The following is a 16942-nucleotide window of genomic DNA, read 5'->3' on the forward strand; positions in this document are numbered from 1 at the left end:
ATTGGTCGCGTTCGAAAACAGCCAGACCCGTCCTTCCCGCGCAGGCGGGAGGGACGAATGGGGTATCGTGCCGTTCTACCCCTCCAGCGCCTGCCACGCCGCGACAAACGCCCGCGCGCGTTCACCGACCGTCGCGGCGTCCATCCCCGGCACGTACAGCGCCGAGCCAAGGCCGTACCCCGCCGCGCCGGCCTTGTGCCAGTCGGCCAGCACCGAGGGCACGATGCCACCGACCGGCAGCATCCGCACGTCGCGCGGCAGGACGGCACGCATCGCTTTCATCACCGCCGGACTGGCTGCTTCGGCGGGGAACAGCTTCAGCGCCGCCGCGCCCGCGTCCAACGCGGCAAAGGCCTCGGTCGGGGTGGCGATGCCGGGCATGGCGACCAGCCCGCGCTCCGCCGCCGCCGAAATGACGGCGGTATTGGCGTTGGGGGAGATGATGAGCGTGCCGCCGGCCGCTTCGACCTGCGCCACCTGATCGACGTTCAAAACCGTTCCTGCGCCGACGACGGCATAGCCCTCCAGCTTCTTGGACAGGCGGGTGATGCTCTCATACGGGTCGGGCGAATTGAGCGGCACTTCGACGATGGTGAAGCCGGCATCGACCAGCGCGTCGCCAATATCCTCCACCTCGTGCGGTTGGACCCCACGCAGGATCGCGACCAGCGGGCAACGGGCAAAGGCGGTGTCGAAGGCGGTCAGGTGGCTCATGCGGACAACTTTCGGATTTGGGTGATGCCGGCGATAAAGGCAGCCTCGCACCCGCTGACAAGGGCACGACCGCCCAGGGTTTCGATCGCGGTGGCGTACAGCGTGGCAAGGTCGCCATCGGCCACCAGATGGACGTCGCGCCCGCCATCGATCCGCGCGGCGACGTCGCCGCCGATCAGCACGCCGCTGGCATAGGATGCGGCTTGCGATTCGTCGCGCAGGCCCAGGACATGGGCGGCGCGAATGCCGAACAGGCTGGCGGCAAGGTCGCGCTTCGCCCCTTCGCGCACGCCGTCGCGAAATGCATCGCCGGCAGCGACGGGTGCTGCCAGCTGCGGCGCCAACACCCCGCCACCGCGCAGCAGCGCGAACAGCTCGCCGGTCATCGCGGTGGTGAAGGCGGTGACCTTGTTGCCGCGCAGCTCGACCCATTTGCAATGGGTGCCCGGCTGGCACAGCAACGCATCCGCCGGTACCTGTCCGGCAAGCGCCGCGCCGAGCAACTGCACCTCTTCACCGCGCATCACGTCGCCCTGCGTGCCGTCGGTGAACGACAGCCCCGGCACGATCGCGGTGCGGTCGTCGATCCGGGTCAGCGCTGCGGCGATCTCCCCGATTCCCGCCGGCACCGCGACGTACGGGGCGACGCGCCAGCCGATGGTCGAGCCGACCATGCCCGCCATCAGCACGGGCAGGTCACCCAGTTCCGCCCGGATCGCGGCCAGCTCGGCCGGATAGGCATCGGCCGGGGTGGTCGACACCCCCTGCGGACTGCGCAGCGTGGCAGCGATCCGTCCGTCCTCGACCCGGTAGGCGCGGCGGTTGGTCGTGCCCCAATCGATCGCAATGAACGGGCTCACCACCATGTCGCGTACAGCGCGATGAGGATCAGGACGACGCCGAGGCTGGCGATGTTGAACCCGGTGGAAGTGTTGAAGCGCACCCCCTCCATCGTGATCCGGTCGGCATCACCGCGCCCCTTGATCGCCAGCGACAGGACGATGGCGAGGCCGAGGCTCAGCACGAACACGATGCCCATCCGGTCCATGAACGGGATGCCCGGCGCCACGGTGCGCAACAGCCACGACAGCACGACCGAGGCGATCGCCGCGCCGATCGCGCCGGCTTCGGTGGCGCGTTTCCAGAACAGGCCCAGTAGGAAGATGACGGTGATCCCTGGCGTGAAGAAGCCCGAGAATTCCTGGATGAACTGGAATGCCTGGTCCGCGCCGCCCAGCAGCGGTTTTGCCGCGATGATGGCGACCAGGATCGCGACGCTGGCGGCGATGCGGCCGATGCGGACCAGCTTGCGCTCGGTCGCCTTGTCCATCGCGCCGCTTTCGCTGGTGCGCTTGGCATAGAGGTCGAGCGTGAAGATCGTCGCGATCGAATTGATCTTTGACGCGGTCGACGCAATGATCGCGGCGATCAGCGCGGCAAAGACGAGGCCCAATAGCCCGGAGGGCAGCAGCCGCATCATCGTGGGGTAGGCTTCGTCGGGCTTGGCGAGGTCGGGGGCCAGCACGACGGCGGCGATGCCCGGCACCACGATCACCAGCGGCATCAGCAGCTTGAGAAAGGCGGCGAAGACGATGCCCTTCTGCGCCTCGGGCAGCGACTTCGCGGCCAGCGCGCGCTGGATGATATACTGGTTGAACCCCCAATAGCTGAGATTCGCGATCCACATACCGCCGATCAGGACCGAGAGGCCGGGCAGATCCTTGTAGAAGGGATTGTCGGCGGTCAGGATCATGTCGAACTTTTCGGGCGCGCGGCGGCTGAGTTCGGCAAAGCCGCCCAGCACGCCCGCATCGCCGCCGATCTGCGACAGGGTAAGGTACGAGATGGTCAGGCCGCCGAACACGAGCAACGTCACCTGCACGATATCGGTCAGCGCCACCGCCTTCAGCCCGCCGCGCAGCTGATAGAGGAGCGCGAACAGGCCGAGCGCGACCAGCGCCACCGTCTGGTCCACACCCGCGACCTTCGTTACCGCGATCGATCCGAGCCAGATGATGCTGGTCAGGTTCACGAACACGTACAGCGCCAGCCAGAACACCGCCATCAGTGTGCGGATCGACGGGCCGTACCGCTGTTCGAGGAACTGCGGCATCGTGTAGATTTCGTTGCGGAGGAAAATCGGCAGGAAGAATTTGCCGACGATCAGCAGGGTCAGCGCCGCCATCCATTCATAGGACGCGATCGCCAGGCCGATCTGATAGCCCGACCCGGCCATGCCGACGATCTGTTCGGCCGAGATGTTCGCCGCGATCAGCGACGCGCCGATCGCCCACCACGGCAGCGATTTGGACGCCAGGAAATAATCGGACGAATCCTTTTCCTGCCCACCCTTGTCGCGGCTGACCCATTGGGCCAGACCGAAAATGCCGATCGCGTAGATCACGACCACGATCAGGTCGATCGTCGACAGACGCATGCTATTCCTCCCCCGCCCACTGGCGCTTTGGACGGGACAATTATACGACGAATGGCGAGTGTCCAGCACGAAGCGGCACAGACGAGGGAGAGAAGCGGATCATGGCGGCGCGGATGACCGGGATGCCCGGCGGCAATCTGACGCGGGCGACGCTCGACACGCTCGGGCGCGCGATCGTTACCGGCGAATATGACGACCGCCCGTTCCCGACCGAGGCGGACATCGGCAAGGCGCACGGCATCAGCCGGTCGGTCACGCGCGAAGCGGTGAAGATGCTGACCGCCAAGGGGCTGGTAAGCGCCCGCCCGCGGCAGGGGACGGTGGTGCGCCCGGCATCGGCGTGGAACCTGTTCGACCCCGATGTGCTGCATTGGCTGCTCGACCGCAAATTCTCGGTCGAGCTGCTGCGCCAGTTCAACCAGCTGCGCGTGGCGATCGAGCCGGAGGCGGCGGCGCTGGCGGCGGTCGCGGCGGACGACGAGGATCTGGCGCGCATCGCGCAGGGGCTGGCGCGGATGGCGGCGGCCGAACGCGGGGAGGATGACGGCCTCGACGCCGATATCGACTTTCACGTCGCGATCCTGCTGGCGGCGAAGAACCCGTTCTACGCCCAGTTCCGCGAGATGGTGGCGACCGCGCTCAATACCTCGATCCGCTTCACCAACACCATCGTCGGCCGATCGGCCAGCGTCGAGCAGCATGCCGCCGTCGCGGACGCGATCGCCGCGCGCGACCCGCACGCCGCGCGGACGGCGATGCGCGCGCTGATCGGCGACGTGCTGGAGTTGATCGAGGATCGCGGCGAGGGGTAGGCGCCTTCGTTGTTTTCCGGTTAGGCGTATCCCCGCGCAGGCGGGGATCCAGAGCCACAATCGCGGACCGTTGTTCTGCTGGGCCCTGGACCCCCGCCTGCGCGGGGGTACGGCAGGCCAGGCTTCCTTCAACCGCTCCGCATGCCAGCGCACATGATCGGCCAGGAAGGTCGAGATGAAATAATAGCTGTGGTCGTATCCCGGCTGCATCCGGAGCGTGCAGTCGATCCCGGCATCGGCGCACACCTTCGCCAGCAATTCCGGGCGTAGCTGTTCAGTCAGGAACGCGTCGGCATCGCCCTGATCGATCAGCAGTTCCTTCACCCGTGCGCCATCCTCGATCATCGCCACCGCATCGGCCGCGCGCCATGCCGACCGATCGGGGCCGAGATAGCCGCCGAGCGCCTTTTGCCCCCACGGTACCTGGGACGGCGCGACGATCGGCGCGAAGGCGGAGATCGAGCGGAAGCGATCCGGGTTGCGCAGGCCGATGGTCAGCGCGCCATGCCCGCCCATCGAATGGCCGGTGATCGATTGCCGCGCGCCGTCGAGCATCGGAAATTCGGCGGCGATCAGCGCGGGCAGCTCCTCCTCGACATAGGACCGCATCCGATAGTGTTTGGCGAAGGGGGCTTCGGTCGCATCGACATAGAAACCCGCGCCAAGGCCGAAATCCCACGCCCCGTCCGGATCGTCGGGCACCCCGTCGCCGCGCGGTGAGGTGTCGGGCGCGATGAAGGCGATGCCGTGTTCGGCGCAGGCCGCGCGGAACTCGCCCTTGTCGGTGACATTGGCATGGGTGCAGGTCAGGCCGGAGAGATACCAGAGCACCGGCGCGCGTTGCCCCTCCTTCAGCGGCGGTACGAACACCGAAAACGTCATGGTGGTGCCGGTCGCGGTCGATTCATGGGTATAGACGCCCTGCGTGCCGCCATGGGCGCGGGCGGTCGAAACGGTCTTCATGGACGCTCTCCATCGATGGTCGCGCTGCGCTATACCCAAGGGACGGCCGGCGGGGATAGCCGGTTCCATCCCCCTCGACAGCGCGGGGCGGATCGCCGACAGGGTGCCATGGCCCGGCTGATCCTGCTCAACAAACCGTACGGCGTGCTGTCGCAATTCACCGATCGCGGGACCGAGGGCGCGCGGGCCACGCTGTCCGATCATGTCGCGGTACCCGGCGTCTATCCCGCCGGGCGGCTGGACCGCGACAGCGAGGGGCTGTTGCTGCTGACCGACGACGGCGCCCTGCAGGCGCGGATCGCCGACCCCCGGTTCAAGCTGCCGAAAACCTATTGGGTGCAGGTGGAGGGCGCGCCGGACGAGGGGGCGCTCAACCGGTTGCGGCAGGGCGTGGTGCTGAACGACGGCCCGACCCGCCCGGCCGAGGTGGCGGCGATCGATCCGCCGGAATTATGGGAGCGGGTGCCGCCGGTGCGGTTCCGCAAATCGGTGCCCGATCACTGGCTGTCGATCACGATCCGCGAAGGCCGCAACCGGCAGGTGCGGCGGATGACGGCGGCGGTCGGCCTGCCGACGCTTCGGCTGGTCCGCTGGCGGGTGGGGGCATGGAGTGTCGAGGGGCTGGCACCGGGGGCGTGGCGGGAGGTGGTGGCGTAGCCTGCCGCCCAACTCCGTATCCCCGCGCAGGCGGGGATCCAGGGTTGCAAAGCGCGACGCCCGTGGCTCTGGATCCCCGCCTTCGCGGGGATACGGCTTGTTGCCGGTCAAACCACCAACCCGACTCGTCACCCCGGGCCTGACCCGGGGTCCCGCTTCTTCTTCTGCCGTAATTAGAAGCGGGACCTCGGATCAAGTCCGGGGTGACGATACGGAAATGCAGCGCCAGCTCCCCCTCACGCCGCGTTCTGGTCGATCCCCAACTCGCCCAATTTCCGATACAACGTCGAGCGCCCGATCCCCAGCCGCCGGGCGACCTCGGTCATGCGGCCGCGATAATGGCCGATCGCGAGGCGGATGACGTCGGCCTCGATCTCTTCCAGCGCGCGCAAGTTTCCGTCGGGCCGGAACAGCGTGACCCCGCCGCCCACGTCCTGCCGATGGACGGGCAGGACCGGTTGCGGCGCCCCCCCTTCTGCAATCTGCGCGATTTCGGGGAAATCGGCACGGGTCAGCGCATCGCCGTCGCACAGCACCGCCGCGCGGAACAACGCGTTCTGCAACTGCCGCACATTGCCCGGCCACGGATAGGTGCCGAGCAGCGCGATCGCCTCGTCGGTGATGCCCAGCGGCCGGAGCCCCGGCTGCTGCGCGATCCGCCCCATCAGGTGGCGGGCGAGTGCGGGAATGTCGCCGATCCGGTCGCGCAAGGGGGGGATGGTGACCTGCACGACGTTCAGTCGGTAATAGAGGTCTTCGCGGAAACGCCCGGCCTCCACCTCCTGCGTCAGCGTCTTGTTGGTCGCCGCGATTACGCGGACGTCCACCTCACGCGGATGGCGCGCGCCGACCGAATGGATTTCGCCCGATTGCAGCACGCGCAGCAGCTTCACCTGCGTCTCGAACGGCATCTCGCCGATCTCGTCGAGGAAGATCGTGCCGCCGTCCGCTTCCTGGAACCGGCCGATCTTGCGTTCGAACGCGCCGGTGAACGCGCCCTTTTCGTGGCCGAACAGCTCGCTTTCGACCAGGTTGGCGGGGATCGCGCCGCAGTTTACCCGGACCATCGGCTTGCGTGCGCGGGGGCTGGCGGCGTGGATCGCCTCGGCGACCACTTCCTTTCCCACGCCGCTTTCGCCCTCGATCAACACCGGCACGCGCGCCCGCGCTGCCTTCGCCGCGATGGCCAGCGCCGCGCGGAAAGACGGGGCCGACCCGACGATCTCGTCGAATGCCAGCGTCATCGACAGTTTTTCGGTCAGCGGCCGCAATTCGCCCCGCGTCGCGCCGCCCGCCGCCGCTTCCAGCGCGGTCAGCAGCCGTTCGGCGGCGATCGGCTTGACCAGGAAATCGCTTGCCCCCGCGCGCATCGCCGCCACCGCGCCCGCGACCGATTCATTGGCGGTCAGCAGCAGGATGGGCAGCGCCGGGCGGTTGCGCCGCAGCTCGGCGATCAGCGCGGTCGGATCGCTGTCGGGCGACCAATGGTCGAGCAGCACCGCGTCCAGCGCCATGCCGTCGGGCGTGCCGAGCATCGCCAGCGCGGTTTCGCCATCGCGTGCGAACAGCGTGCGCCACCCGCGACGCCCCGCGATCGCCGCGACCAGCCGGCGCTGGGCCGGTTCGTCGTCGATCACCATCAACAGCCTTTGCCCGTCGCGCGTCATATGCTGCCTGTGTGTCCCTATCGTCCCGTAACGGTGCAACCATGCGCTATCGTTCGTAAAATTCGGCTTAAGCCGGCGGCGGGATCGATATTTGCGCGGCCGTAACGATCACGATGTCGCAAGCAGGGTTGGCGGGCCGGCGGTGGCGCGCTACGCTTGCGCTTAAGAAAAACGATCGAGGGGAGATCGAATGGCAGTCGAAGGCCGCACGCCCGCCCATGCCGGGACCTACACCAGCTTCCTGCGCTGGTTCACCTGGGGCGCGGTGGTCTGCGCCGCGCTCGCCGCACTGGTCATCTATCTGATCGCTGCCTGACGTGAAGGTCGCGCTGCTCGCCGAACAGGCCGCTGGCGAACGCCGGGTCGCCGCGACGCCCGAAACGGTCAAGAAGCTGATCGGCCTGGGAGCCGAGGTCGCCGTGGAGGCGGGGGCGGGCGCTGGCGCGTCGATCGACGATGCCGCCTATGCCGCCGCCGGGGCGACGATCGGCGCCCGTGCGCAGGTGCTGGCCGATGCCGATATCCTGCTGGGCGTCGCGGCGCCGGTGCCCGACAGCCTGGCCGGGGCGAAGCAGGGCGCGTGGCTGGTGGGGGCACTCAATCCGTTCGGCGACCGCGCGCGGATCGATGGCTATGCGGCGCTGGGGGTCGAGGCGCTGGCGATGGAATGGATGCCGCGCATCACCCGCGCCCAGTCGATGGACATATTGTCGTCGCAGGCGAACTTGGCGGGGTACAAGGCGGTGCTGGACGCGGCGGCCGAATATGGCCGCGCCTTCCCGATGATGATGACGGCGGCCGGCACGATCAGCGCGGCGCGCGTGTTCGTGATGGGCGTCGGCGTCGCCGGGCTGCAGGCGATCGCGACCGCGCGCCGGCTGGGCGCGCAGGTCAGCGCGACCGACGTCCGATCGGCGACCAAGGAACAGATCCAGTCGCTCGGCGCGAAACCGATCTTCGTCGACAAGGTGGCGGGGATCGAGGGCGAAGGCGCGGGCGGCTATGCCGGCGAAATGAGCGCCGAATATCAGGCGGCCCAGGCCGAACTGGTTTCCGCGCATATCGCGAAACAGGATATCGTCATCACCACCGCGCTGATTCCGGGCAAGCCTGCTCCCCGATTGGTCAGTGACGCACAGGTCGCCTCGATGCGACCGGGCAGCGTCATCGTCGACCTCGCGGTCGAACAGGGCGGCAATGTCGAGGGCGCGGTCGCGGGCGAAGTGGTCGAGCGGCACGGCGTGAAGATCGTCGGCCATCGCAACGTGCCCGGCCGCCTTGCCGCCGACGCATCGGCGCTGTTCGCCCGCAACCTGTTCAATTTCCTGTCGGCCTATTGGGACAAGGACGCCGGACGCCCGGTCCTGCCCGCCGACGATGAAGTGACGCAGGCGATCCGCCTGACGCAGAACGGGCAAGTGGTACATCCGCGCCTGACCGCCTGATACAAGGGAGACGAAATATGGGCCTGTTCAGCAGCCACGAGGTCGATCCGGCCGAAATCCACGAGAAATACGGCCACGCCCTGATCGACGGGGAACAGGTGCTGGCCGCCTTCCGCTCGCTGCGCGACACCGCGTTCCTGACCAACCTGCGCTTCGTGCTGGTCGACGTGCAGGGGATCACCGGCTCCAAGATCGCGTTTCGCAGCGTGCCGTACCGCTCGATCACCAGCTTCTCGGTCGAAAGCACGGGCACCTTCGACCTCGACAGCGACCTGCACCTGTGGGTCACCGGACAGGCGACGCCGATGGTGCTGAAGGTCAGCCGCAAGGCCGACCCGGCCGCGATCCAGCGGTTGCTGGCCGAACAGGTGCTGGCGAAACGGTGAGAGGGGCAGCTCCTTCAGTTCCTCCCCATGCTCGGCATGGGGAGGGGGACCACGCGCAGCGTGGTGGAGGGGCCTCGACGGTCGTGCGTGCGCGGCAGCTGCGAAGGGCGATGAGCCTGCCCGAAGTGCTGTTGTGGCAACAGCTGCGGCTCGAACCATATGGGCTGAAGTTCCGCCGCCAGCACCCGGTGCTGACCTACATCCTCGACTTCTACTGCGCACGCGCGAAGCTGGCGGTCGAGATCGACGGCGAGGCGCATGATCGCGGAAATCGGCCGGCGCGGGACGGGGTGCGCGATGCTGCTCTCGCTGCGTACGGCCTGACCATTCACCGCATACCCGCCCGTGACGTGTTGGCCGACCCTGCTGCGGCCGCCGAAGCGATCGCGGCCGCCGCGCTGCCCCTCCACCCCCGGCTGTGCCGGCGGTCCCCCTCCCCAAGCATGCTTGGGGAGGATCTTGAGCCCTTCCACAAGGGTCCCCCTCCCCGTGCCGGGGAGGACCTGAACGTCCTTCATCCAGCGGAGTAGCCGATGGACTTCCTCTCGATCCTGTCGATCTTCGTCCTCGCCTGCTTCGTCGGCTATTATGTCGTCTGGTCGGTGACGCCCGCGCTGCACACGCCGTTGATGGCGGTGACCAACGCCATCTCCTCGGTCATCATCGTCGGCGCGCTGATCGCCGCTGCCGCCGCCGGGGTGCCGGGGGCCAAGTGGCTCGGGCTGCTGGGCGTGGTGCTGGCCAGCATCAACATCTTCGGCGGGTTCGCCGTCACCGAACGCATGCTCGCCATGTACAAGAAGAAGGGGTGAGGGCGATGCACGAAGCTGCTCCGGTCAATCCATGGGTCGCCTTCGCCTATCTGGTGGCGGGGGTGTGCTTCATCCTGGCCCTTCGCGGCCTGTCGTCGCCCGCCACCAGCCGGCGGGGCAATCGGCTGGGCATGGTCGGCATGGGGATCGCGGTGCTGACCACGATCTTCACGCACCTGCCTCTGATGGAGGTGACGGTCGTCGAACAGACTGCCGACTATGACATCTGGACGCAGTTCACCCGGATCGACAGCATCACCTTTGCCGAAATCCTGATCGCCATCGCGATCGGTGCGATCATCGGCCTGACCACCGCGAAACGCATCGCGATGACCGCGATGCCGCAGCTGGTCGCCGCCTTCCACAGTCTTGTCGGTCTCGCCGCCGTGCTGGTCGGCATCGCCGCGTACCTGAACCCGCAGGCGTTCGGCATCGCATCGATGGTGATCCCGATGATCGGACAGCCGTTCGCGGTCATTAACCCCGTCAGCAAGGTCGAAATGGGCCTGGGCGTCGCGATCGGTGCGATCACCTTTTCGGGATCGGTCATCGCCTTCCTGAAACTTAACGGATCGATGTCGGGCAAGCCGATCCTGCTGCCCGGCCGGCACGTCATCAACCTGGGCGTGCTGGCCGCGATCCTGCTGCTGGTCGCGCAGTTCGCGCATACGCAGGACGCTTGGCCGTTCTGGGCGATCGTCGTGCTGTCGTTCGCGATCGGCTTCCTGCTCATCATCCCGATCGGCGGGGCGGACATGCCGGTCGTCGTGTCGATGCTCAACAGCTATTCGGGCTGGGCGGCGGCGGCGATGGGCTTCACGCTCGGCAACACCGCGATGATCGTCACCGGCGCGCTGGTCGGGTCGTCGGGCGCGATCCTAAGCTACATCATGTGCCGGGCGATGAATCGCAGCTTCATCAGCGTGATCGCCGGCGGCTTCGGCGCGACCGACAGCGGCGGGGGCGGCGCGGCGGCGATCGACCGCCCGTGGAAGCGCGGGAGCGCCGAGGACGCCGCCTTCCTGATGCAACAGGCCGAACAGGTCATCATCGTCCCCGGATACGGCATGGCGGTGGCGCAGGCGCAACACGCGCTCAAGGAAATGGGCGACAAGCTGAAGGCGCATGGCGTCCGCGTGAAATATGCCATCCACCCGGTCGCGGGGCGGATGCCGGGGCATATGAACGTGCTGCTGGCCGAAGCGAACGTGCCCTATGACGACGTGTTCGAGCTGGAGGACATCAATTCCGAATTCGCGCAGACCGATGTCGCCTTCGTGATCGGTGCCAACGACGTGACCAACCCGGCGGCCAAGACCGACAAGACCTCGCCGATCTACGGCATGCCGGTGCTCGACGTCGAAAAGGCGAAAACCGTGCTGTTCATCAAGCGGTCGATGGGCGGCGTCGGCTATGCCGGGGTCGATAACGAGGTCTTCTACCGCGACAACACGATGATGCTGCTGGCCGATGCCAAGAAGATGGTCGAGGAGATCGTCAAGTCGATGGAGTAGCGCGGGACCGGACCCGGTCGGATCATCGTCGCGGCGCGGGCATCGCGATGGTGCAGCCGGGGTCACTCCTGCTCCGGGCGTCGCCGAAAGGCTCGCCAACCCGCCGCAACCGTCCTATCGCGCCGGTATACGGTCGTGACAGGGGGACGGGTTGACGGATTTCGTTGGGTTTGGCGGGCAATCGGTGCGGCGGGCGATCATCGTCGCGGATGATCGAATTGCGGCGGACGATGCGGCGGTCGCGGCCCGCGCGGCCGGGGTGACCATCGGTGACACGATCGGTTTTGCCGGAATTGCCGATGCGCTCGACGCCTTGCCGCATGCCGACCTGTTGCTCATCGAAGCCGCGGGCGTGGTGCTGGCCGCGCTCGACGATGCGCTGCCCGTGCTCGCCCGGCGGGCGCAGCGGGACCGGGCGCAGATCGTGGTCAGCTTCCCACTCGACGCGCTCGACCTCGTGTCGCTGCATCTGCTCGGTGGCCCGGCGACCTTGTTGTGCGCTGCGGGCCCCGAGGAACTCGTCGCCGCCATTGCGCTCGGCGCGGGCGCCAGCGGCGGCCTGCACGCTGCCGAGCGCGATGCCGAACGATTGCGACGGCTGAATGCCGAGATCGTCCGTGTCGCCGAGGCACTGCTGAAGCTCGGCCGCGACGGTACGGGTGGCGACGGCGTGCGCGACCGGGGATCGGATTTCGTGGCCCCGCTGGCGGAGGACAGCACCCCGGTCGAGATCACCGCCGCCACCGTGCGCGGCGCGATCCGCGCGCGCCGGCTGCGCGACCAGTATTTCGCCGACGGCCTGTTCGCCGACCCGGCATGGGACATGCTGCTCGACCTGTTCGCCGCGCGGCTGGAGGGGCTGACCGTCTCGGTATCGAGCCTGTGCATCGCCTCCGCCGTGCCGCCGACCACGGCGCTGCGCTGGATCACCGCGATGACCGATGCCGGGCTGCTGATGCGCCGCGAAGACCCGAACGACCGCCGCCGCGCCTTCGTCACCCTTACCGCGCGCGCAGTGGCGGGGCTGGAAGGCTATGGGCAGGCGGTGGCGAAAGCTGGGCTGGGCTGGGCGTAGGGACACGGGGGGCGTGTGGCGGTAGACGCGGCGGGCAGGTAGCCAGACTCAGGCTGATGTAGCCCCCGCCGCATACGTCGCCCCACCTAAGGCCGGGGTCTCCCCATTAATTGGCGGGTCGTGCGCCGCGTGGGTCGTAACGTAGGATATGGCGGAGATCGCGCCCGCCCACGCCGTCAGTCGTGGCGAAGCCACGCCTTATGGCGTGAGCTTCGACCCGCTGGCCGCGCTGGCGCATGGTTTGTGCTGCTTGCAGCACATCCTGCGCTGCGCGGTGGTGGGCGCTGACGGGCTCGAACCGCCGACCCTCTCGGTGTAAACGAGATGCTCTACCAACTGAGCTAAGCGCCCCCGAAGGGAAGACCGGCGGAATACCGTGGTTTTCGGGACATGCAACAAAATTTGCACGACCGGGTGGTGATCACCGCCCGGTCGTGCGGGAAGATTACTTCTCTTCCTTCCACACATCGACGCCCGCGGCCTTGGGCTCGCCGATTTCGGCCTGGCCCGCCAGGCTGTGGTCGGTTTCGTCGGCCAGCGTGTCGAGGTGCATCCACCGCTTCACGATCGGGGAGAGCAGCAGCACGACGACGCCGATGCCGATCGTCCACCACCCGATGCTGTTATAGACCGACAGCGTGCCTTCCTTGGTCATTTCGCCGTCATGGCCGCCGGTCGCCTCGCCGATCTTGCCCGCCACGAAATTGCCGACCGCCGTCATGTAGAACCATGCGCCCATGATGAGCGAGGCGAGGTGCTTGGGCGCCAGCCGGTTCATCGCCGACAGGCCGACCGGCGACAGGCACAGTTCGCCGGTGGTCTGGAAGAAATAGATCAGGAACACGAACAGCACCGGCGTCGCGATTTCCGGGCCGACGGTCTTGGCGCCCCACACGAACACTAGGAACGAGAAGCCGACCTGCAACAGCGCCAGCGCGAACTTGGCCGGGGCCGAGGGTTCTAGATTGCGCTTGGCGAGCGCCACCCACAACGCCGCAAAGATCGGGCCGAGCAGCACGATGTAGATGGCGTTGATCGACTGGAACAGCGATGCGGGCACGCCGCCGCGATCGACGAAGCGGTCGGTGTAGAGGTTCAGCGATCCGCCCGCCTGTTCGAACAGGCCCCAGAAGACCGGGTTCAGCGCAATCAGGAACAGGATGGCGAACATCCGTTCGCGCGGCTGCTTGGGCAGTTTGAACGATTCGAACAGGACATAGGCGAGCAGCGCCACGCCCGAGATGATGAGCAGCGTTTCGATCACCGACTGATACTGGATCAGTGCCCAGATGACGCCGATCGACGCGACGCCAAGGCCGTACAGCCCCCATTCGGTCGCCTTCGACAGCGGGCGGGGGGCCTCGCCCTGGCCCTTCAGCAGCGGCTTGCCCAGCACGAACACGACCAGGCCCAGCAGCATGCCGATCCCCGCCGCGCCGAAGCCGTACGCCCAGCCATAGGTTTCCCCGAGGAAACCGGCAAAGATCACGCCCAGCGCCGCGCCGACGTTAATCCCGACATAGAAGATGGTGTAGGCGCCGTCGCGACGCAGGTCGGTGCGGCTGTAGAGCTGCCCGACGATCACCGAGATGTTGGCCTTCAGGAAGCCCGACCCGACGATGATGCACGCCAGCGCCGCCCAGAAGATGTTGATCGCCGGATCGGCCTGCTTGACGAGGGGGTCGGTGATGCCGGTCTGCCCCTCGAACGCCATCAGCAGGTGGCCGATGGTCAGGATCACCGCACCGAACAGCACCGCCTTGCGCTGCCCCAGATAGCGGTCGGCGAGATAGCCGCCCAGCACCGGCGTGATGTACACCAGCGAGGTATACGCGCCGTAGATCAGGTTGGATTCACCGTCGCCGAACAGCCAGTGCTTGGTGAGATAAAAGATCAGCAGCGCGCGCATGCCGTAATAGGAGAAGCGCTCCCACATCTCGGCAAAGAACAGGACGTACAGCCCCTTGGGATGGCCGGCGAATTCGTCGCCCTTACTGGCAGCGGCGACGCCGCCCATGACGAGCAGCAGGATCAGGAACCCCGCCGCGATCGATGGAATGATGGGTAGGCCGAACAAGGATGCATCCCCCGGAAAAAACTGGCGCGCCCGGCCCCTTGGCGGGCGGTGCGCGCGGATCGAACGAGCCTAACGGCGAAAATCGCGATGCCAAGCCGGATTGTTGCGAATGTGACGATGCTTGGCGCGGGGCAAGGCGGCGCCTACATCACCGCCCATGACCTTCAACGACCGCTCCTCGCTGCTCGGCTACCTCCAGACGCGTCGGTCGGGCAAGCCGCGCGACATGGTGGCGCCGGGGCCGGACGATGCCGAGATCGACGCGATGATCGCCATCGCCGCGCGCACGCCCGATCATGGCAAGCTCGCCCCGTGGCGCTTCGTCGTGGTGCCCGCCGACAGGCGACAGGCATTCGCGGCGCTGCTGCGGCAGGCGCAAGCGGCGGAAAATCCGGGGGTGACGGAGGCGCAGCTGGAGGCGTCGGATCGCTTCGCGAACGAAGGCGAGGCGCTGATCGTCGTGCTGTCCACGCCGGTCGACAGCCATATCCCGCGCTGGGAACAGGAACTGTCGGCGGGTGCGGCGACGATGAACCTGCTCCATGCCGCCCACGCCATGGGCTATGTCGCCAGCTGGCTGACCGGATGGATGGCGTATAGCGATACGGTGCGCGACGCGTTCGGGTCCCCGGCCGAGCGCGTTGCCGGCTTCGTCTTCATCGGTTCGCCCGGCCGTCCGCTCGACGAACGGCCCCGTCCCGATCTGGCGCGGATCGGTACGCGATGGGACGGGTGAAAGATGGACATTTTCGCCGCTTGCTGTATTAAGTCAGCATGACAGCGATCGATCACGAAGACACGCCCGTATATCTTCGCCTGCGTGCGTTGATCGCCGCTGCGATCCTGCGCGGCGAATATCGCGTCGGGGACCAGCTGCCCTCGGTACGCGCCTTTGCCGCCGAACATGGCGCGAACCCGCTGACCGTGGCCAAGGCGTACCAGACATTTCAGGACGATGGCTATGTCGAGGTGCGGCGGGGCGTCGGCATGTTCGTGCTGCCGGGTGCCGTCGAACGGCTGCGGACGGCAGAGCGCGAGCGGTTCCTGACCGGGCATTGGCCGCGGATTCGTGCGCATATCGAACTGCTGGGACTTGACGCGCCCACCTTGTTGGACGAACGCGCGCCGGCCTGACCCGGAACTGCGGCGAACCGGTGGCGGGCATGGTCGGGCGTCGCTTGCAGTCTGGAACCTTTCGTGTCCTCGTCGGTCGTTGGTACCTTTCGTAGCGGAACCGTGATGCGGTGGTGGCGTTCCCTGTTTTCTAGGGAGACTGCCGTGGAACGAACCGTATCGATGCCGACCCGCGTACCCCTTTATGCGCTGCATGGGCGCAACAGCTGCCCGACCTGCGGGGCGTCGCAATGGTTTGTCGGGCGCGTGATCGCCGAGTGCGCCTGTTGTGGCGATACCCTGCCGATCAACCATGCCGTCCGGCCGACGCAGATGACCGCGCTGCGCAACATCGCGGCGTGAAGCTCGTCTGATCCTGCACGTCACCCCGAGCCTGATCCGGGGTGATGTCAGGATGGCGAAAGGGTCGGGGCTATTCCCCCTTCATCGCCATCGCTCGCGCATACAGCTCGCGCCGGTCCAGCCCCAGCGCCTTGGCGACTTCGCCCGCCGCCTTGGACGCGGGCAATCGGGTCAGCGCCTCGCGCAGGGCGCTATCGGCATCGTCCTGCGTCGCCGGCGGGGGTGCGCCGGGGGGCGCGACGACGATCACGATCTCGCCCTTGGGCGGGGCATCGGCATAGCGTTCCGCCAGCACCGACAGCGTGCCCGTCACGCATTCCTCGAATCGTTTCGTAATTTCCCGCGCCACGCCGCAGTCGCGATTGCCCAGCCCCTCGGCCAGCGCCGCTAGGGTCGCCGACAAGCGCTGCCCGCTTTCGTAGAAGACCAGCGTCGCGCGGATGCCCGCGATTTCGGCGATGGCATCGGCGCGGGCGTGCGCCTTGGACGGAAGGAAGCCTGCGAACAGGAACCGGTCGGTCGGCAGCCCTGCCAGCGTCAGCGCGGCGACCGCGGCGCAGGGGCCGGGGATGGTGACGACCGCATGGCCCGCCGCGCGCGCATCGCGCACCAGCTTGTATCCCGGATCGGAAATCAACGGCGTACCGGCATCCGATACCAGCGCCACCGCCTCGCTGCCCATCCGCGCGATCAGGCCGGGGCGCATCCCCTCGGCATTGTGGTCGTGATAGGGGATCATCGGCCGCTTCGCCCCAATATGGCGCAGCAGCCCGGCGGTCACCCGGCTGTCCTCGACGGCGATGACGTCCGCGCGCGATAAAATATCGGCGGCACGGATAGTCAGGTCACCGAGATTGCCGATGGGGGTCGCGACGATGTAGAGGCCGGGGGCAAGTTTTTCGGTCAT

At 67.4% G+C, this 16942-nt stretch carries 18 protein-coding genes, 1 tRNA gene and 1 pseudogene; 12 read left to right on the forward strand and 8 right to left on the reverse strand.

Annotated features, from left to right (window positions below; all coding sequences use genetic code 11):
• Positions 1-75: 75 nt before the first annotated feature.
• Genes ASE67_RS05955 through ASE67_RS05965 form a run of 3 tightly spaced genes read right to left on the reverse strand, consistent with a single transcriptional unit; the run spans position 76 to position 3151 of the window.
• The gene (locus ASE67_RS05955; RefSeq protein WP_055757795.1) at positions 76-714 is read right to left on the reverse strand and encodes a 2-dehydro-3-deoxy-6-phosphogalactonate aldolase; all 639 of its coding nucleotides are present in this window, start codon (positions 712-714) and stop codon (positions 76-78) included.
• Positions 711-1580 carry a 2-dehydro-3-deoxygalactonokinase gene (locus tag ASE67_RS05960; protein ID WP_055757798.1) on the reverse strand — a complete coding sequence of 290 codons (870 nt, stop codon included), beginning with the start codon at positions 1578-1580 and terminating at the stop codon, positions 711-713. Before ASE67_RS05960 ends, ASE67_RS05955 begins: the two co-directional genes overlap by 4 nt.
• Positions 1571-3151, reverse strand: coding sequence for a sodium/sugar symporter (locus ASE67_RS05965; RefSeq protein WP_055757801.1), 1581 nt, complete (start codon positions 3149-3151; stop codon positions 1571-1573). The genes ASE67_RS05960 and ASE67_RS05965 overlap by 10 nt, the downstream gene beginning before the upstream one ends.
• A gap of 101 nt (positions 3152-3252) precedes the next feature.
• On the opposite strand from ASE67_RS05965, the gene ASE67_RS05970 reads away from it, so the two are divergent.
• A complete protein-coding gene (locus tag ASE67_RS05970) occupies positions 3253-3963 on the forward strand; it encodes a FadR/GntR family transcriptional regulator (protein WP_055757804.1) in 711 nt (236 codons plus the stop codon).
• Between the two features lie 126 nt (positions 3964-4089).
• On the opposite strand, the pseudogene fghA reads toward ASE67_RS05970, so the two are convergent.
• Positions 4090-4926, reverse strand: a pseudogene (gene fghA, locus ASE67_RS17675) (S-formylglutathione hydrolase); the annotation flags it as partial.
• Positions 4927-5034: 108 nt separating this feature from the next.
• On the opposite strand from fghA, the gene ASE67_RS05980 reads away from it, so the two are divergent.
• On the forward strand, positions 5035-5583 hold the full coding sequence (locus ASE67_RS05980) for a pseudouridine synthase (protein WP_055757810.1): 549 nt from the start codon (positions 5035-5037) through the stop codon (positions 5581-5583).
• Between the two features lie 236 nt (positions 5584-5819).
• Here ASE67_RS05980 and ASE67_RS05985 read toward each other — a convergent pair whose 3' ends face one another.
• Entirely contained in the window at positions 5820-7250 is a 1431-nt protein-coding gene (locus tag ASE67_RS05985; RefSeq protein ID WP_055757811.1) for a sigma-54-dependent transcriptional regulator, read from the reverse strand.
• Positions 7251-7440: 190 nt separating this feature from the next.
• Here ASE67_RS05985 and ASE67_RS17680 point away from each other — a divergent pair, with 190 nt between their 5' ends.
• The 7 genes from ASE67_RS17680 to ASE67_RS18530 all read left to right on the forward strand — a co-directional run bounded on the left by ASE67_RS17680 (position 7441) and on the right by ASE67_RS18530 (position 12482).
• Positions 7441-7566: an aa3-type cytochrome c oxidase subunit IV gene (locus ASE67_RS17680; protein ID WP_082456971.1), complete on the forward strand. Its 126-nt coding sequence runs from the start codon at positions 7441-7443 to the stop codon at positions 7564-7566.
• A 1-nt stretch (position 7567) separates the two neighbouring features.
• Positions 7568-8695 carry a Re/Si-specific NAD(P)(+) transhydrogenase subunit alpha gene (locus ASE67_RS05990; RefSeq protein WP_055757815.1) on the forward strand — a complete coding sequence of 376 codons (1128 nt, stop codon included), beginning with the start codon at positions 7568-7570 and terminating at the stop codon, positions 8693-8695.
• Between the two features lie 17 nt (positions 8696-8712).
• A complete protein-coding gene (locus ASE67_RS05995; protein ID WP_055757818.1) occupies positions 8713-9081 on the forward strand; it encodes a PH domain-containing protein in 369 nt (122 codons plus the stop codon).
• Between the two features lie 110 nt (positions 9082-9191).
• Positions 9192-9611 (forward strand): endonuclease domain-containing protein, encoded by a 420-nt coding sequence (locus ASE67_RS06000; RefSeq protein WP_200922175.1) that lies wholly within the window; start codon positions 9192-9194, stop codon positions 9609-9611.
• A 3-nt stretch (positions 9612-9614) separates the two neighbouring features.
• Positions 9615-9893 carry an NAD(P) transhydrogenase subunit alpha gene (locus ASE67_RS06005; protein ID WP_055757824.1) on the forward strand — a complete coding sequence of 93 codons (279 nt, stop codon included), beginning with the start codon at positions 9615-9617 and terminating at the stop codon, positions 9891-9893.
• Positions 9894-9898: 5 nt separating this feature from the next.
• Positions 9899-11407 carry an NAD(P)(+) transhydrogenase (Re/Si-specific) subunit beta gene (locus ASE67_RS06010; RefSeq protein WP_055757826.1) on the forward strand — a complete coding sequence of 503 codons (1509 nt, stop codon included), beginning with the start codon at positions 9899-9901 and terminating at the stop codon, positions 11405-11407.
• A 151-nt stretch (positions 11408-11558) separates the two neighbouring features.
• Entirely contained in the window at positions 11559-12482 is a 924-nt protein-coding gene (locus tag ASE67_RS18530) for a winged helix DNA-binding protein (protein WP_055757828.1), read from the forward strand.
• A 275-nt stretch (positions 12483-12757) separates the two neighbouring features.
• Here the strand turns inward: ASE67_RS18530 and ASE67_RS06020 are convergent.
• Positions 12758-12833: transfer RNA gene (locus ASE67_RS06020), tRNA-Val, on the reverse strand.
• A 94-nt stretch (positions 12834-12927) separates the two neighbouring features.
• A complete protein-coding gene (locus ASE67_RS06025; RefSeq protein WP_082457022.1) occupies positions 12928-14499 on the reverse strand; it encodes a peptide MFS transporter in 1572 nt (523 codons plus the stop codon).
• 217 nt (positions 14500-14716) lie between these two features.
• Between ASE67_RS06025 and ASE67_RS06030 the strand changes: the two genes are divergently transcribed.
• The 3 genes from ASE67_RS06030 (at position 14717) to ASE67_RS06040 (ending at position 16035) form a co-directional block, all read left to right on the forward strand.
• Positions 14717-15295 (forward strand): nitroreductase family protein, encoded by a 579-nt coding sequence (locus ASE67_RS06030; RefSeq protein ID WP_055757836.1) that lies wholly within the window; start codon positions 14717-14719, stop codon positions 15293-15295.
• 38 nt (positions 15296-15333) lie between these two features.
• Positions 15334-15693 carry a GntR family transcriptional regulator gene (locus ASE67_RS06035; RefSeq protein WP_055757839.1) on the forward strand — a complete coding sequence of 120 codons (360 nt, stop codon included), beginning with the start codon at positions 15334-15336 and terminating at the stop codon, positions 15691-15693.
• Between the two features lie 144 nt (positions 15694-15837).
• A complete protein-coding gene (locus tag ASE67_RS06040; protein WP_156347717.1) occupies positions 15838-16035 on the forward strand; it encodes a hypothetical protein in 198 nt (65 codons plus the stop codon).
• A 70-nt stretch (positions 16036-16105) separates the two neighbouring features.
• Here ASE67_RS06040 and rsmI read toward each other — a convergent pair whose 3' ends face one another.
• Entirely contained in the window at positions 16106-16942 is an 837-nt protein-coding gene (gene rsmI, locus ASE67_RS06045; RefSeq protein WP_055759211.1) for a 16S rRNA (cytidine(1402)-2'-O)-methyltransferase, read from the reverse strand.

Origin of the sequence: Sphingomonas sp. Leaf23, from assembly GCF_001421585.1 — a bacterium.
Classification (GTDB): domain Bacteria; phylum Pseudomonadota; class Alphaproteobacteria; order Sphingomonadales; family Sphingomonadaceae; genus Sphingomonas.

What these genes read in the sequence shown, in the direction of transcription:
- ASE67_RS06000 (WP_200922175.1), top strand. Translation starts at nt 9,192, where the DNA reads ATGAGCCTGCCCGAAGTGCTGTTGTGGCAACAGCTGCGGCTCGAACCA.
- ASE67_RS05985 (WP_055757811.1), bottom strand. Translation starts at nt 7,250, where the DNA reads ATGACGCGCGACGGGCAAAGGCTGTTGATGGTGATCGACGACGAACCG.
- ASE67_RS05965 (WP_055757801.1), bottom strand. Translation starts at nt 3,151, where the DNA reads ATGCGTCTGTCGACGATCGACCTGATCGTGGTCGTGATCTACGCGATC.
- ASE67_RS17680 (WP_082456971.1), top strand. Translation starts at nt 7,441, where the DNA reads ATGGCAGTCGAAGGCCGCACGCCCGCCCATGCCGGGACCTACACCAGC.
- rsmI (WP_055759211.1), bottom strand. Translation starts at nt 16,942, where the DNA reads ATGACCGAAAAACTTGCCCCCGGCCTCTACATCGTCGCGACCCCCATC.
- ASE67_RS06010 (WP_055757826.1), top strand. Translation starts at nt 9,899, where the DNA reads ATGCACGAAGCTGCTCCGGTCAATCCATGGGTCGCCTTCGCCTATCTG.
- ASE67_RS05970 (WP_055757804.1), top strand. Translation starts at nt 3,253, where the DNA reads ATGGCGGCGCGGATGACCGGGATGCCCGGCGGCAATCTGACGCGGGCG.
- ASE67_RS06030 (WP_055757836.1), top strand. Translation starts at nt 14,717, where the DNA reads ATGACCTTCAACGACCGCTCCTCGCTGCTCGGCTACCTCCAGACGCGT.
- ASE67_RS05980 (WP_055757810.1), top strand. Translation starts at nt 5,035, where the DNA reads ATGGCCCGGCTGATCCTGCTCAACAAACCGTACGGCGTGCTGTCGCAA.
- ASE67_RS06035 (WP_055757839.1), top strand. Translation starts at nt 15,334, where the DNA reads ATGACAGCGATCGATCACGAAGACACGCCCGTATATCTTCGCCTGCGT.
- ASE67_RS06025 (WP_082457022.1), bottom strand. Translation starts at nt 14,499, where the DNA reads ATGGGCGGCGTCGCCGCTGCCAGTAAGGGCGACGAATTCGCCGGCCAT.
- ASE67_RS05995 (WP_055757818.1), top strand. Translation starts at nt 8,713, where the DNA reads ATGGGCCTGTTCAGCAGCCACGAGGTCGATCCGGCCGAAATCCACGAG.
- ASE67_RS06005 (WP_055757824.1), top strand. Translation starts at nt 9,615, where the DNA reads ATGGACTTCCTCTCGATCCTGTCGATCTTCGTCCTCGCCTGCTTCGTC.
- ASE67_RS05960 (WP_055757798.1), bottom strand. Translation starts at nt 1,580, where the DNA reads ATGGTGGTGAGCCCGTTCATTGCGATCGATTGGGGCACGACCAACCGC.
- ASE67_RS05955 (WP_055757795.1), bottom strand. Translation starts at nt 714, where the DNA reads ATGAGCCACCTGACCGCCTTCGACACCGCCTTTGCCCGTTGCCCGCTG.